This window comes from Bradyrhizobium sp. CCBAU 11357 (assembly GCF_028128865.1).
Taxonomy (GTDB): domain Bacteria; phylum Pseudomonadota; class Alphaproteobacteria; order Rhizobiales; family Xanthobacteraceae; genus Bradyrhizobium.
Map to the genome: position 1 here is coordinate 276,887 of NZ_LBJW01000112.1, position 14,966 is coordinate 291,852.

Below are 14,966 nucleotides of genomic sequence, written 5' to 3' on the forward strand. Positions count from 1 at the left end.
CAGCCCATTGAACGTCAAGACATTGAAAAGCATGCCATTGAAGCACATCTCGTTGGTCGCGAACAACGTAGCGGTGGTTCAGGCCCAAGGTCGAGCCGTGTACACAGGTCCTCATCCTGAGGAGCGGCCTCAAGGCCGCGTCTCGAAGGATGGCCACAGGCGAGATCGGGGCCTTCATGGTTCGAGACGCGCGTTCCGCGCTCCTCACCATGAGGATCGAAAGCGAGCGCTTGGTAGGAGAGGCGTACGACGATGCTGAGCCCGGACGAACTCGAACGCTATGCCCGCCACATCGTGTTGCGCGACGTCGGCGGTCCCGGCCAGGCCGCGCTGAAGCGGGCCTCGGTGCTGGTGATCGGCGCCGGCGGGCTCGGCGCGCCCGCCTTGATGTATCTGGCCGCCGCCGGCGTCGGCACGCTCGGCGTTGTCGACGACGACGTGGTGTCGCTGTCCAACCTGCAGCGCCAGGTGATCCACACGACGCCCGACATCGGCCGGCACAAGGTCGAGAGCGCGGCCGAGCGGATCGCGGCGCTCAATCCGCACGTCCGCTTCGTCGGTCATGCCACCTGGCTCAACGCCGACAATGCGCTCGGCCTGATCGGCGATTACGACCTCGTGCTCGACGGCTCCGACAATTTCTCGACGCGTTATCTCGCTTCCGACGCCTGCTTCTTCGCCAAGCGGCCGCTGATCACCGCGGCGCTCGGCACCTTCGACGGCTCGCTCACCACCATCCGCGCGCACGAGACCAACGAGCAGGGCGAGTTCAACCCGACCTATCGCTGTCTGTTTCCCGAAGCGCCGCCGCCCGGTACCGTGCCGGCTTGTGCGGAAGCCGGGGTCATGGGCGCATTGGCGGGCGTGCTCGGCTCGATGATGGCGCTGGAGGCGATCCGCGAGATCGTCGGCTTCGGCGATGGCCTCGTCGGGCGCCTGCTGATGATCGATGCGCGCGCCATGCGCTTCGAGACGCTGCGCTATGGGCGCGATCCGGCCAATCCGCTCAACGGCGATGGGCCTGTGTTCGAGGATTTGAGCGTCCATCGCGCGTAGGCGCAGGGCACGAAATAGCCACTTGCAAGCATCTCTCTTCGTGATTGAATTCGCCTCGCCGCAAGGCGAATGGAAATTTCAGATTGGAGATTGCTATGAAGTACATCTCGAGCTGGAAATTGCCGCCGAATTTGATCGACTCCGCAATCGAGAAGTTTCTGAAGACAGGGGGAGCGCCACCGGAAGGCGTGAAGATGCTCGGCCGCTGGCACGGAATGAACGGGACGGGCTTTGCGATTTCGGAGAGCAACGACCCGAAGGCCATGTATCAGTGGTATGCCCAATGGGCCAACGTGATGGAGATCACGGTTACGCCATGCGTTGAAGACGCCGAAGCCGGCCCGATCCTCGCCGCCTTGGCGAAGCAGTGACTGGCTCGGAGCGGCCGTCGTACGCTGCGGCCGCTCCGCTCAAATCTGTGAGACAAATCTGCGAGCCTTAGGCGAGCAGCGCCTCAGAGCATGCTCGGCAGCACGCGGTCCGGCGGCTTGTGGGCGTCGAGGAAGGTGCGGATGTTGATGATCACCTTCTCGCCCATCTCGACGCGGCCTTCGATCGTGGCCGAGCCCATATGCGGCAGCAGCGTCACCTTGCCGGCCTTGGCGAGCCGCACCAGCTTCGGGTTGACCGCGGGCTCGTGCTCGTAGACGTCGAGGCCGGCGCCGCCGATCTCGCCGCCTTCGATCAGCTTGATCAGCGTGTCCTCGTCGGTGACCTCGCCGCGCGCAGTGTTGACGATATAGGCGTCCTTGCGGATCAGCTTCAGCCGCCGCGCCGAGAGCAGATGATAGGTCGCCGGCGTGTGCGGACAATTCACCGAGATGATGTCCATCCGCGCCAGCATCTGGTCGAGGCTTTCCCAATACGTCGCGCCAAGCTCCTCGGCGATCACGGGGGCGACGGGACGGCGGTTGTGGTAGTGGATCTGCAGGCCGAAGGCGCGGGCGCGGCGCGCCACGGCCTGGCCGATGCGGCCCATGCCGATGATGCCGAGGCGTTTGCCCCCGATGCGGTGGCCGAGCATCCAGGTCGGCGACCAGCCGGCCCAGGGCTTGCCGTCGGTCAGGATCGAGGCGCCTTCGATCATCCGCCGCGGCACCGCCAGGATCAGCGCCATGGTCATGTCGGCGGTGTCTTCGGTCAGGACCTTCGGCGTGTTGGTGACGGTGATGCCGCGGGCATGGGCGGCTGTGACGTCGATATTGTCGACGCCGTTGCCGAAATTGGCGATCAGGCGGAGCTTGCAGTCGGGCTGATTCACGACCTCGGCGCTGATGTGGTCGGTCACGGTCGGAACCAGCACGTCGGCGGTGCGGGCGGCTTCCGCGATCTGCTCGGGCGACATCGGCGTGTCGTCGAGATTGATCCGCGCGTCGAACAGCTCGCGCATCCGCGTCTCGATCGAATCCGGCAGCTTGCGCGTCACCACGACGAGGGGCTTTTTCTTCACCGACATGTCCTGCTCTCATGAGACATCGCAGGCCGCCTCTGTCGCCAAAGGCCGGTCGTTGAGGCCTCATTAACCCGGTTGTTCGACACTGCCCTTGCCGTGTCCGTCCCCGGCGTTTCCTCCAAGCTCACCCGACATTTCCGGCCGGAAAATCGGGGCCAATTGGTTGCTCAAGTGCCCGTTCTCTCTAGCAGAAGGCCGGGCCAAGACAAGAACCACGGCTTAGGGCTTGGAACCCGCGTGGGGCGGGGACAAGGGGCAGGCGCGGCAGGGTTTTTGGAATTTGGGGTGAGGGCCCGGTCTGCCGGGTCTTCGAAGGAGACGGGTTGATGGCGTTGGGGCGTTTTTGTGCGGTGATGGCGCTCGTTTGCACCTGGTTGAGCGCCTCGGTCGGCCCCTCGCATGCGGCGAAGGACAACACCCCGCAGACCGCCAGCGGCTTGCCGGTGCCGCGCTATGTCAGCCTCAAATCGGATCACGTGAACGTCCGCGCCGGCCCGACCAAGGACAACGACGTCGCCTGGGTCTACACCCGCGCCGGCCTGCCGGTCGAAATTACCGCCGAGTTCGAGAACTGGCGCCGGGTGCGCGATTCCGAAGGCGCCGAGGGCTGGGTCTATCACTCGCTGCTGTCGGGCCGCCGCACCGCGGTCGTCACCATGAAGCACAAGGACGATCTCGCCCCGATCTATGACCGGCCCGATCCCGACAGCGCGGTTGCGGCCAAGCTGCAGGCCGGCGTCGTCACCCAGGTCAAGAAATGCGCCGCAGGCTGGTGCCGCGTCATCGGCAATGGCTTCGACGGCTGGATCCAGCAGGAGCGCCTCTGGGGCGTCTATTCGGACGAGCAGGTGAATTGACCCGAAGGGTCATCCCGGGGCGATGCGCAGCATCGAACCCGGGATCTCGAGATTCCGGGTCTGGTCCTTCGGACCATCCCGGAATGACGGTGTAAATAGCAATGGCCAGGACAAGCCCGGCCACAACGACGAATTCAGCAGTCCTAGATCGATCTCAGCGCTTCTTGCGCAGGCGCACGACCATGTCGATGCGGGAGATCTCGTAGCCCTCGGGCACCTCTGGCATCTTGGACAGCGCCAGATGCGGATCCTCGATGTCGACCAACTCGTGGCTGTTCTCGAGATAATAGTGGTGGTGAGTGGTGACGTTGGTGTCGAAATAGGTCTTGGTGCCGTCGACGCTGACCTGGCGGAGCAGGCCGGCATCGGTGAGCTGGTTCAGCGTGTTGTAGACGGTTGCCAGCGACACCGGGACCTTGGCGAGCGTCGCTTCCTCGTACAGCATTTCAGCCGTGAGGTGGCGTGCGCCCTTGCCGAACAGGAGCCAGCCCAGCGCCATGCGCTGGCGCGTCGGCCGCAACCCCGCGGACTGCAGCATTTCGTTGACGTCGTGCCAGGGACAGCCGGTCAGGGCCGGCTGGCGGCCGGACAGGAGGGCCGCGGCATGGTCGTCGTCGTGTGGGGACGCGGTATTCTCGTTCATTTCCAAGATTTCGGGCACGCGTGAACAATATCTCTCTGTAATATAAGAACAGAAAGATGCAGATGCAAGTTTCTCGCAACTAGAGCTGTTCTAATCAGGCTTGGAACCGCCTGGGGATCGCGTCATTTTACCTTCATGGATGCGCTTTGCTACCCGAAATGGCCTGTGTTAGAGAGCGCGCGGTTCCGCTTAGCCGATTTTGGCGCAGCCGGGCATGGAGGCCGGTCGGCAGTCCATCCGAAGCTTGCGCAGGTCGCGGCCGGCGGCAGCAATTGGCGGTGCTCTCCGATCGAGACGGGGCCCATTTTCGCCAAGATACGCCGCTCAATCGGGATTTGAACAGAGGCTCGTGAATGCTGAACAGGCGCAACGGTTACGACTACGAAGATCTGCTGGCCTGTGCCCGCGGCGAGATGTTCGGCCCAGGCAATGCCCAGCTGCCGCTGCCGCCGATGCTGATGTTCGACCGCATCACTGACATCAACGACAATGGCGGTGAGTTCGGCAGAGGTCTGGTCCGCGCCGAGCTCGACGTGAAGTCCGACCTCTGGTTCTTCGGTTGCCACTTCAAGAACGATCCCGTCATGCCCGGCTGCCTCGGCCTCGATGCGCTGTGGCAGATGGTCGGCTTTTACCTCGGCTGGAGCGGGGGCGAAGGCCGCGGCCGGGCCCTTGGCCTGAGCGAGCTCAAGTTCAGCGGTCAGGTGCTGCCGGAAGCGCGCAAGGTTGTGTACAACGTCGATATCAAGCGCGTGATGCGTTCGAAGCTCGTGCTCGGCATCGCCGACGGGTGGCTTTCGGTCGATGACCAGATTATCTATCGCGCCAAGGATCTGAAGGTCGGCCTGTTCAAGCAGGGCACGAGCCTGGGCTGAGCGCATCACCACGAAGACAACGATTGAGGCGAGGCTGTCATGAGGCGGGTTGTGGTCACCGGGATGGGCATCGTCTCGTCGATCGGAAACAACACCCAGGAAGTGCTTGCGAGCCTTCACGAGGCGAAGTCGGGCATTTCGCGGGCTGAGAAATATGCCGAGCTCGGCTTCCGTTCGCAGGTGCAAGGCGAGCCGACGCTCGATCCTTCGACGGTGGTCGACCGCCGCGCGATGCGCTTCCTCGGCCAGGGCGCGGCGTGGAATCACATCGCGATGGAGCAGGCGATCCAGGATTCCGGCCTGTCGCCCGACGAAGTCTCCAACATCCGTACCGGCATCATCATGGGCTCCGGCGGCCCCTCGGCGCGCACCATCGTCGAAGCCGCCGACATCACCCGCTCCAAGGGCCCGAAGCGCGTCGGCCCGTTTGCGGTGCCGAAGGCGATGTCCTCCACGGCGTCAGCGACGCTCGCGACCTGGTTCAAGATCAAGGGCGTGAACTATTCGATCTCCTCGGCCTGCGCGACCTCGAACCATTGCGTCGGCAATGCCTATGAGACCATCCAGATCGGCAAGCAGGACGTCATCTTCGCCGGCGGCTGCGAGGAGCTGGACTGGTCGCTGTCGGTGCTGTTCGACGCCATGGGCGCGATGTCCTCGAAGTACAACGACACGCCGGCCACGGCCTCGCGTCCCTACGATCTCAATCGCGACGGCTTCGTCATCGCCGGCGGCGCCGGCGTCTTGGTGCTGGAAGAGCTCGAGCATGCCAAGGCGCGCGGCGCGCGCATCTATGGCGAGGTCGTCGGCTATGGCGCGACCTCGGACGGCCACGACATGGTGGCGCCGTCGGGCGAAGGCGCCGAGCGCTGCATGCGCATGGCGATGTCGACGGTGAAGACCAAGGTCGACTACATCAACCCGCACGCGACCTCGACGCCGGCCGGCGACCCCCCGGAGATCGAGGCGATCCGAAGAGTGTTCGGTGTCGGCGAGAAGTGCCCGCCGATCTCCGCGACCAAGGCCCTGACCGGCCACTCGCTCGGCGCCACCGGCGTGCAGGAAGCGATCTATTCGCTGCTGATGATGAACAACGGCTTCATCTGCGAGAGCGCGCACATCGAGGAGCTCGACCCCGTGTTCGCCGACATGCCGATCGTGCGCAAGCGCATCGACAACGCCAGGATCGGCACCGTGCTGTCGAACTCGTTCGGCTTCGGCGGCACCAACGCCACGCTGGTGTTCAGCCGGCTGGATGCGTGATCTCTGACTTTGTCATGCCCCGCGAAGGCGGGGCATCCAGTACGCCGCGGCTTCTCTATTTATCACGACGGTCTCTGGAATACTTGATCGCCCGCCCCAGTGCGCAGCGCGCACAAGGCGGGCGATGACGTCGAAAATAGGAGCGATGGCGGCAATGGAAGGTTTGATGAAAGGCAAGCGCGGTCTGATCATGGGCATCGCCAATGATCATTCCATCGCCTGGGGCATGGCGAGGACGCTGCATGCCCATGGCGCCGAGCTTGCCTTCACCTTCCAGGGCGAAGCGCTCGGCAAGCGCGTCAAGCCGCTGGCGGAGCAGCTCGGCGTCGATCTGGTGCTGCCTTGCGACGTCGAGGACATCGCCAGCGTCGATGCCACCTTCGCTGTGCTCCGCGAAAAGTGGGGCAAGCTCGACTTCGTCATCCACGCCATCGGCTTTGCCGACAAGAACGAGCTCAAGGGCCGCTACGCCGACACCAGCCGCGAGAACTTTTCGCGCACCATGGTGATCTCCTGCTTCTCGTTCACGGAGGTCGCAAAGCGCGCCGCCGAGCTGATGACGGAAGGCGGCAGCATGATCACGCTGACCTTCGGCGCCTCGGAGCGCGCGATGCCGAACTACAACGTCATGGGCGTCGCCAAGGCGGCGCTGGAAGCCTCCGTGCGCTATCTCGCCGCCGATTTCGGACCGCGCGGCATCCGGGTCAATGCGATCTCCGCCGGCCCCATCCGCACCCTCGCCGGCTCGGGCATCGGCGAGGCGCGGGCGATGTTCGGCTTCATGCAGAAGCACGCGCCGCTCCGCCGCGGCGTCACGCTCGACGAGCTCGGTGGCTCGGCGCTGTATCTGTTGTCCGATCTCTCCGGCGGCGTGACCGGCGAGATCCACTATGTGGATTCCGGCTACAACGTCATCCTGATGCCGCGGCCAGATGATTTGAAGGCGGAATAGGCGACCCTGCCGTAGGGTGGGCAAAGGAGCGCAAGCGACGTGCCCACGATCTCCCAGCGATCGCCATAGATAGAGGACGTGGGCACGCTTCGCTTTGCCCACCCTACGAGAGCCTGCTTATCCCGCCGCGATCGTCTCCGCGCGCTGGAACGCCGGCCGCGCCGTGCAGCGCGCGAGATAAGCGTCGAAGGCCGGGCGCGACGGCACCATCTTGAACCGGCGTACCGCGAAATTCAGGCCCGAGCCGATCACGACGTCGGCGGCGGAAAATTCCTCGCCGAGAATCCATGGCCCCTTGGCGAGCGCGGCGTCCAGCACGTCGAACACCTGCGTGGCGCTGCCCCAGGCCGCGGTCGAGGTCGGGATCTCGATCTTGGTGAAGATCTGGATGATGGCGGGCTCGATGCAGCCCGGCGAGAAGAACAGCCATTGCAGATAGCGCGCGCGGCGCGGGTCGGTCACAGCAGGCGCAAGCTTGGTCTCGGGATAGCGGTCGGCGATATAGGCGCAGATCGCCGCGGCTTCGGCGAGCGCGGCATCGCCGTCGGTCAGCGCCGGCACCTTGCCCATCGGATTGATCTTCAAATAGTCCGGCGCCTTCTGCGCGCCGGTCGTGATGTCGGTCAGCACGCGCTCATAGGGCAGGCCGCTCTCTTCCATCAGCCAGAGCGCCGTGAACGAGCGCGAGCGGGGCGACCAGTAGAGCTTGATCATGGCGCGGACCTCATTGCTGGAGCAGTCCTGGTAATGTCCGGTCGAGGCTTGTCGTCAATAAGGCACGGACACCGTCCCGCAGCTTTGCGTTGGCGGCCACGTCGGCGGGAGCCGATGGAAAGGCCGCCTCGTCCATCTCCCTGTTGGGACCACTGATCGGGTTGATCCCGATCAGGCGGGACATCATCGGCTCGTCATCAAGGCTTGCGGGGCCCTTTTTGATGGCCTCGAATGACTGCCCGTCGTACACGGTGATATAGGTCAACGCGTACAGGAACGTGCGACGCTTGATCGGGTTGCCCCATTTGACGATGCCAAAGCCTTCGACGGACTGGTTGGTATTGCTGAAGCGGTTCTGGTATCGCTCGACCAGGACATAGCGTTGGCACTTGGTGGTGGCAGCGCTCTGCTGCACGAACTCCTGTCGTTCCGGGTTCCGACGCAGCATCGGCGATCCCGACTCCACGGCATGCGCAAAAGCAGCGGGCGAATACGCAATTCGCCTGACCGACTTTCCGGCTGCGGCGGCACGAAGCCGCGACAGGATGAGATCGTCCAGCCCCCAGCTGTCGACCGGCACGGGTGTGTACTCGTTGCCGAACATGGTGAAGCCGACCTGCTGAACGCCGAAACGATTGGCCGCCGCGGCCAGGAGACCGATCTCGCATGGGCCAGCGTCTGCAGCGCCCGCCTGCTTGGGATTCGGTGTGCCTTTCGGAGTTGCGCCCTTGGCTGGGCGCGTCGCTGGCGCAGCCGATGGCGGTGCAGGCTGCGCCGCGGCGACACTGACGAGGCCAAACAGGGAGAGCGCGGTCAACCAGATGCGAAACATGGAATCGGCGAGCGAGGATCACGGCTTGGAGATGTCCGATCAGGACTTGAGATAAGTCTTAGAGCGAGCCGATGACAGCCGCAAGGTGAGGGTCTCGGCGCGCTACGCGTCGATGGTCCTTCGCTTCCACCGGTAATACTTCATCATGAACCCGTTCGACGGCTCGACCTCTTCCTTCTCGAACACAAAACCTTCGCGCTCGTACCAGCGCCAGGCCTTTTCGTTCTCGCGCACACAGCGCAGATGCATCTCGTCGGGCATTTGCGTGCGCGCGAAGGCGAGCAATTGCCGGCCGAGCGATTGGCCTTGATAGGCCGGCGCGACGAACAGCATGTCGAGATAGAGCTTTGGCAGATGCAGCGCCAGCATCGCAGCGATCGTGCCACGGTCATCGGCGACGAACAGGCTCCAGCCGTTTTCCAGCTCGCGCCTGATGCGCGCACGCAAATTGGCCAGCAGGAAGTCGCTGGCTTCGGCGAGCCCGGTCGAGACCCAGCTCTCCATCCAGACACGCCCGATCTCGTCGTACTCGTCCGGGTGGGCGGGGCGGATGATCGGATGCGACATCCGCCGGTCAAGCCTTCTGGCTGCGCAGGGATTGCCGCGCGCGCACCTTGCCGGCCGACAGGCACACCACCTCGGAAATCTGCAGCAGCTGCCGCGCCAGCGGGCTGGTCTTGCGCCAGACCATGCCGATGGTGCGCGACGGCTCGGGGTCGCGGAAGCGCGCCAGCGAGACCGAGGCGGAGCGCGTCTCCACCGGCACCGCCATTTCCGGGATCAGGGTGACGCCGATGCCGGCGCTGACCATCTGCACCAGTGTCGACAGCGAGTTCGCATCCAGCATCTCGCGCGGCGGCGCCGATTGCATGTTGCAGAACGACAGCGCCTGGTCGCGAAAGCAGTGCCCCTCTTCGAGCAGCAGAAGCCGCATCTCGCGCATCATCTCGCGCGACGGCACCGGTGTGCCTTCATCGGCGCCCGGGCGCACCAGCAAAAATTTCTCCTCGAACAGCGCGACCTCGGTGAGCGAGGGCTCCGACACCGGCAGCGCCACGATGGCGGTGTCGAGCCGGCCCTCCACCAGTTCCTGGATCAGCCGCGGCGTCATGGTCTCGCGCACGCGGATGTCGAGCTCCGGATGCATGCGCGTGAGATTCTTGGTGATCTTGGGCAGCAGGTAGGGCGCGATGGTCGGGATCATGCCGATGCGCAGGCGGCCGGCGAAGCGGTCCTGCGAAGCGCGCGCAAAATCGCCGAGCTCGTCGACCGAGCGCAGGATGTCGCGGACCCGTTGCGCCAGCTCCTCGCCGAACCGGGTCAGCGCGACCTGTCGCGCGCTGCGCTCCAGCAGCAGGCCGCCCAGCGCCTCCTCCAGCTCCTTGATCTGCATCGACAAGGCCGGCTGCGAGATCGAGCAGGACTCGGCCGCGCGGCCGAAATGGCCGTGACGGGCCAGCGCATCGAAATACCGGAGCTGGCGTAGCGTCAGATTGATCATCAGAAAATCCTATCGCAGCGATCACTAAAGTCAACTTCCCCTGATAGGACGCGGCGCTTAGAGTGGTTCTACCTGGTTCAAGGGCGCGAGTTCGACGCCGCCAGAGGAGGTATTCATGGACGACACTTCGAAGTGCCCGTTTTCGGGCGGAAAACCCACGCGCGTGAACCGCGACTGGTGGCCGACGCAGCTCAACATCGAGGTGCTGCACAAGAATTCCGATCTGTCCGATCCGATGGGCAAGGAATTCGACTACGCCAAGGAGTTCAAGTCACTCGACCTGAACGCGGTCATCAAGGACCTCACGGCCCTGATGACGGATTCGCAGGAATGGTGGCCCGCCGACTTCGGCCACTATGGCGGCCTGATGATCCGCATGGCTTGGCACAGCGCGGGCACCTACCGCATCACTGACGGCCGCGGCGGCGCCGGCGCCGGTCAGCAGCGTTTCGCCCCGCTCAACAGCTGGCCCGACAACGCCAACCTCGACAAGGCCCGCCGTCTGCTGTGGCCGATCAAGCAGAAATACGGCCGCAAGATTTCCTGGGCCGATCTGATGGTGCTCGCCGGCAACGTCGCGCTGGAATCGATGGGCTTCAAGACCTTCGGTTTTGCGGGCGGCCGTGCCGACGTCTGGGAGCCGGAAGAGCTCTATTGGGGCCCGGAAGGCACCTGGCTCGGCGATGAGCGCTACAGCGGCGAACGCCAGCTCGCCGAGCCGCTCGGCGCCGTGCAGATGGGCCTCATCTACGTCAATCCGGAAGGCCCGAACGGCAAGCCGGACCCGGTCGCCGCGGCCAAGGACATCCGCGAGACCTTCTTCCGCATGGCGATGAACGACGAGGAGACCGTCGCGCTGATCGCCGGCGGCCACACCTTCGGCAAGACCCATGGTGCGGGCGATCCGTCGCTGGTCGGCCCGGAGCCGGAAGCCGGCGCGCTGGAAGATCAGGGCCTCGGCTGGAAGAGCAAGCACGCATCGGGCCTGGCCGGTGATTCCATCACCAGCGGTCTCGAGGTGACCTGGACGACGACGCCGACGAAGTGGAGCAACAACTTCTTCGAGAACCTGTTCAAGTACGAATGGGAGCTGACGAAGAGCCCGGGCGGTGCGAACCAGTGGACGGCCAAGGGTGCCGACGCGATCATTCCTGACGCCTTCGACAAGTCGAAGAAGCATCGCCCGACGATGCTGACGACGGACCTCTCGCTACGCTTCGATCCCGCTTACGAGAAGATCTCGCGGCGCTTCCTGGAGCACCCGGATCAGTTCGCGGACGCCTTCGCCCGCGCCTGGTTCAAGCTCACCCACCGCGACATGGGTCCGATCCAGCGCTATCTCGGCCCGCTGGTGCCGAAGGAGACTCTGATCTGGCAGGATCCGATTCCGGCCGCGAATCACGAGGTGGTCGGCGAGCCGGACATCGCTTCGCTGAAGAGCAAGATCCTGGCTTCGGGTCTGTCAGTCTCCGAGCTGGTCTCGACCGCCTGGGCGTCGGCCTCGACGTTCCGCGGCTCGGACAAGCGCGGTGGCGCCAACGGCGCACGCATCCGCCTTGCTCCGCAGAAGGACTGGGAGGTGAACGACCCGGCCCAGCTCGCCAAGGTGCTCGGCAAGCTCGAAGCGATCCAGAAGGACTTCAACGCGTCGCCAGGCGCGAAGAAGGTCTCGCTGGCGGATCTCATCGTGCTCGGCGGCACCGCCGCGGTCGAGAAGGCCGCCAAGGATGCCGGCGTCGACGTCAAGGTCGGCTTCACACCGGGCCGCATGGATGCCTCGCAGGAGCAGACGGACGCGGCCTCCTTCGCGCCGCTGGAGCCGCGGGCCGATGGTTTCCGCAATTACACCGGCAAGCGGCATCAGTTCATGCAGCAGGAGGAAGCTCTGGTCGATCGCGCGCAGCTCTTGAGGCTCACCGGCCCCGAGATGACGGTGCTGGTCGGCGGCCTGCGTGTGCTCGGCGCCAACGCGAACGGTTCGAAGCACGGCGTGTTCACCACCAAGGTGGGAACGCTGAGCAACGACTTCTTCGTCAACCTGCTCGACATGAGCGCGCAGTGGACGCCCGCTGCCGACGGCACCTACGAGGCACGCGACCGCAAGACCAATGCGGTGAAGTGGACCGGCACCCGCGCCGATCTCATCTTCGGCGCACACTCGCAGCTCCGCGCCTTCGCCGAGGTCTATGCGACCTCGGACGCCAAGGAGAAGTTCGTCAAGGACTTCGCCAAGGCCTGGACCAAGGTGATGAACCTCGACCGCTTCGATATCGCGGCGTGAGTGTGACACCTCTCCCATAGGGAGAGGTCGGCGCGCAGCGCCGGGTGAGGGGTTCTACTCTCTCGTGGGACCAAAGCCCCTCACCCGATTTGCTTCGCAAATCGACCTCTCCCCGCTGGGGAGAGGTGAAGAGCAGCGCGCTGACGGATCGAGACCACCAACAAAAAGGGCGGCCTTTCGGCCGCCCTTCGTTTTTTGCTTTGTTGCGAGACTTACTCGCCGGCCGCTTCGCGCGGGGCCTTCTCGCCCTCGCCGCCCTTGTCCTTGCCCTCGAGGTCCTCGCCGGTGGTCTGGTCGACCACCTTCATCGACAGGCGGGTCTTGCCGCGATCGTCGAAGCCGAGCAGCTTGACCTTGACCTTGTCGCCTTCCTTGACGACGTCGGAGGTCTTCTGCACGCGGCTCGCCGCGAGCTGGCTGATGTGGACGAGGCCGTCCTTGGAGCCGAAGAAGTTCACGAAGGCGCCGAACTCCATCACCTTGACGACGGTGCCGTCGTAGATCTGGCCGACTTCCGGATCGGACGCGATCGACTTGATCCACTTGATCGCGGCCTTCATCGCCTCGCCGTCAGAGGAGGCGACCTTCACGGTGCCGTCGTCCTCGATGTTGACCTTGGCGCCGGTCTTCTCGACGATCTCGCGGATCACCTTGCCGCCGGTGCCGATCACTTCGCGGATCTTGTCGGTGGCGATCTTGAAGGTCTCGATGCGCGGCGCGTATTCGCCGAGCTCGGCGCGGGCCGCGGTGAGGGCCTTGGCCATCTCGCCGAGGATATGGATGCGGCCGTCCTTGGCCTGAGCCAGCGCCACCTTCATGATCTCTTCGGTGATGCCCTCGATCTTGATGTCCATCTGGAGCGAGGTGATGCCCGCTTCCGTGCCGGCGACCTTGAAGTCCATGTCGCCGAGATGGTCCTCGTCGCCGAGGATGTCCGAGAGGACCGCGAAGCGCTTGTCTTCGAGGATCAGGCCCATCGCGATGCCCGCGGTCGGCCGCTTCAGCGGCACGCCCGCGTCCATCAGCGCCAGCGAGGCGCCGCAGACCGAAGCCATCGAGGACGAGCCGTTGGACTCGGTGATCTCCGACACCACGCGCGTGGTGTAGGGGAATTCATGATGCGGCGGCAGCACCGGACGAATCGCGCGCCAGGCCAGCTTGCCGTGGCCGATCTCGCGGCGCTTGGTGCCGCCGAGGCGGCCGGTCTCGCCGACCGAATAGGGCGGGAAGTTGTAGTGCAGCAGGAACGTTTCCTTGTACGTTCCCGACAGCGCGTCGATGTACTGCTCGTCCTCACCGGTGCCGAGCGTGGTCACGACCATCGCCTGGGTCTCGCCGCGGGTGAAAAGCGCCGAGCCGTGGGCGCGGGGCAGCACGCCGACTTCGGCGACGATGTTGCGGACGGTCTTGCTGTCACGGCCGTCGATGCGCTTGCCGGTGTCGAGGATGTTCCAGCGAACGATCTTGGCTTCCAGCTCCTTGAACACGCCGGCGACGCGAAGCTTGTCGTATTGCGGCTCCTGCCCTTCGGGGAAGTAATGAGCCATCACCTTTTCCTTGACCTTGCCGACCGCGGCGTAGCGATCCTGCTTGACCGGAATGGCGTAGGCGGCGCGCAGCTCCTGCTCGACCAGGCCGAGCATTTCCTTCTCGAGCGCCGAATTGTCGATCGCGGTGACTTCGCGCGGCTCCTTGGCAGCCTTCTCGGCGAGCTCGATGATCGCGTTGATGACCGGCTGGAAGTGGCGGTGACCGAACATCACCGCGCCGAGCATGATGTCTTCGTTCAGTTCCTTGGCTTCCGATTCCACCATCAGCACGGCGTCGGCAGTGCCGGCGACGACGAGGTCGAGCTGGGTGTCGACCATCTCGTCGAGCGTCGGGTTGAGAATGAACTCGTCATTGGCGAAGCCGACGCGCGCGGCGCCGATCGGGCCCTTGAACGGCGCGCCCGACAGGGTCAGCGCAGCCGACGCGGCCACCAGCGCGACGATGTCAGGGTCGTTCTCCATATCGTGCGACAGCACGGTGACGATCACCTGGGTCTCGTTGCGCCAGCCGTCGACGAACAGCGGGCGGATCGGACGGTCGATCAGGCGGGAGACCAGCGTCTCCTTCTCGGTCGGACGACCCTCACGCTTGAAATAGCCGCCGGGAATGCGGCCCGCCGCGTAGGCCTTTTCCTGGTAATCGACGGTCAGCGGCAGGAAGTCGACGCCTTCGCGCGGCGCCTTCGCCGCGACGACGGTGGCGAGCACCACGGTCTCGCCATAGGTGGCGACGACGGCGCCGTCGGCCTGGCGGGCGATCTTGCCGGTTTCGAGCTTGAGTGGGCGTCCGCCCCAGTCGATCTCGACTGAATGCTTATTGAACATAGAGGTCTTCTTTCATGGGTTCTCGAAAGAAGGGACGGCTCTCGAAAAACAAAAACCATGCGCAAGATTGCGGGACGCTGATCGGAGCGGATGATCAGCGTCCTGCGATCCTGCCATGGTTTTTGGATGTCGGATGGCGTCCATCCTTTCGGGTCATACGGGCG

Annotated in this window: 14 protein-coding genes; 7 read left to right on the forward strand and 7 right to left on the reverse strand. The window is 64.6% G+C overall.

Annotated elements, in window-relative coordinates; translation table 11 throughout:
* Positions 1–252 precede the first annotated feature (252 nt).
* Both XI05_RS35260 and XI05_RS35265 read left to right on the forward strand, forming a co-directional pair.
* Positions 253–1,056, forward strand: coding sequence for a HesA/MoeB/ThiF family protein (locus tag XI05_RS35260; protein ID WP_271510398.1), 804 nt, complete (start codon positions 253–255; stop codon positions 1,054–1,056).
* Between the two features lie 95 nt (positions 1,057–1,151).
* Entirely contained in the window at positions 1,152–1,427 is a 276-nt protein-coding gene (locus XI05_RS35265; RefSeq protein ID WP_027572360.1) for a DUF3303 domain-containing protein, read from the forward strand.
* An 83-nt stretch (positions 1,428–1,510) separates the two neighbouring features.
* Here XI05_RS35265 and XI05_RS35270 read toward each other — a convergent pair whose 3' ends face one another.
* Positions 1,511–2,512, reverse strand: coding sequence for a 2-hydroxyacid dehydrogenase (locus XI05_RS35270; RefSeq protein WP_172788582.1), 1,002 nt, complete (start codon positions 2,510–2,512; stop codon positions 1,511–1,513).
* 323 nt (positions 2,513–2,835) lie between these two features.
* Between XI05_RS35270 and XI05_RS35275 the strand changes: the two genes are divergently transcribed.
* Entirely contained in the window at positions 2,836–3,366 is a 531-nt protein-coding gene (locus tag XI05_RS35275; RefSeq protein ID WP_172788581.1) for an SH3 domain-containing protein, read from the forward strand.
* 154 nt (positions 3,367–3,520) lie between these two features.
* On the opposite strand, the gene irrA is transcribed toward XI05_RS35275, so the two are convergent.
* Entirely contained in the window at positions 3,521–4,009 is a 489-nt protein-coding gene (irrA, locus tag XI05_RS35280) for an iron response transcriptional regulator IrrA (protein WP_271510399.1), read from the reverse strand.
* A gap of 353 nt (positions 4,010–4,362) precedes the next feature.
* On the opposite strand from irrA, the gene fabA reads away from it, so the two are divergent.
* The 3 genes from fabA (at position 4,363) to fabI (ending at position 7,099) form a co-directional block, all read left to right on the forward strand.
* Complete coding sequence (gene fabA / locus XI05_RS35285) at positions 4,363–4,884, forward strand: bifunctional 3-hydroxydecanoyl-ACP dehydratase/trans-2-decenoyl-ACP isomerase (RefSeq protein ID WP_271510400.1); 522 nt, start codon at positions 4,363–4,365, stop codon at positions 4,882–4,884.
* 39 nt (positions 4,885–4,923) lie between these two features.
* A complete protein-coding gene (gene fabB, locus XI05_RS35290; protein WP_271510401.1) occupies positions 4,924–6,147 on the forward strand; it encodes a beta-ketoacyl-ACP synthase I in 1,224 nt (407 codons plus the stop codon).
* A gap of 154 nt (positions 6,148–6,301) precedes the next feature.
* On the forward strand, positions 6,302–7,099 hold the full coding sequence (gene fabI, locus XI05_RS35295; RefSeq protein WP_271510402.1) for an enoyl-ACP reductase FabI: 798 nt from the start codon (positions 6,302–6,304) through the stop codon (positions 7,097–7,099).
* Positions 7,100–7,216: 117 nt separating this feature from the next.
* On the opposite strand, the gene XI05_RS35300 is transcribed toward fabI, so the two are convergent.
* The 4 genes from XI05_RS35300 to XI05_RS35315 form a co-directional block, all read right to left on the reverse strand.
* Entirely contained in the window at positions 7,217–7,813 is a 597-nt protein-coding gene (locus XI05_RS35300; RefSeq protein ID WP_271510403.1) for a glutathione S-transferase family protein, read from the reverse strand.
* A gap of 10 nt (positions 7,814–7,823) precedes the next feature.
* Entirely contained in the window at positions 7,824–8,645 is an 822-nt protein-coding gene (locus XI05_RS35305; protein WP_271510404.1) for a hypothetical protein, read from the reverse strand.
* Between the two features lie 102 nt (positions 8,646–8,747).
* Positions 8,748–9,212, reverse strand: a complete 465-nt coding sequence (locus XI05_RS35310; protein WP_271510405.1) for a GNAT family N-acetyltransferase — start codon at positions 9,210–9,212, stop codon at positions 8,748–8,750.
* 7 nt (positions 9,213–9,219) lie between these two features.
* Positions 9,220–10,146, reverse strand: coding sequence for a hydrogen peroxide-inducible genes activator (locus tag XI05_RS35315; RefSeq protein ID WP_172788574.1), 927 nt, complete (start codon positions 10,144–10,146; stop codon positions 9,220–9,222).
* 115 nt (positions 10,147–10,261) lie between these two features.
* On the opposite strand from XI05_RS35315, the gene katG reads away from it, so the two are divergent.
* On the forward strand, positions 10,262–12,427 hold the full coding sequence (katG, locus tag XI05_RS35320) for a catalase/peroxidase HPI (RefSeq protein ID WP_271510406.1): 2,166 nt from the start codon (positions 10,262–10,264) through the stop codon (positions 12,425–12,427).
* Between the two features lie 212 nt (positions 12,428–12,639).
* Here katG and pnp read toward each other — a convergent pair whose 3' ends face one another.
* Positions 12,640–14,802: a polyribonucleotide nucleotidyltransferase gene (gene pnp / locus XI05_RS35325; protein ID WP_271510407.1), complete on the reverse strand. Its 2,163-nt coding sequence runs from the start codon at positions 14,800–14,802 to the stop codon at positions 12,640–12,642.
* Between the last annotated feature and the right edge of the window lie 164 nt (positions 14,803–14,966).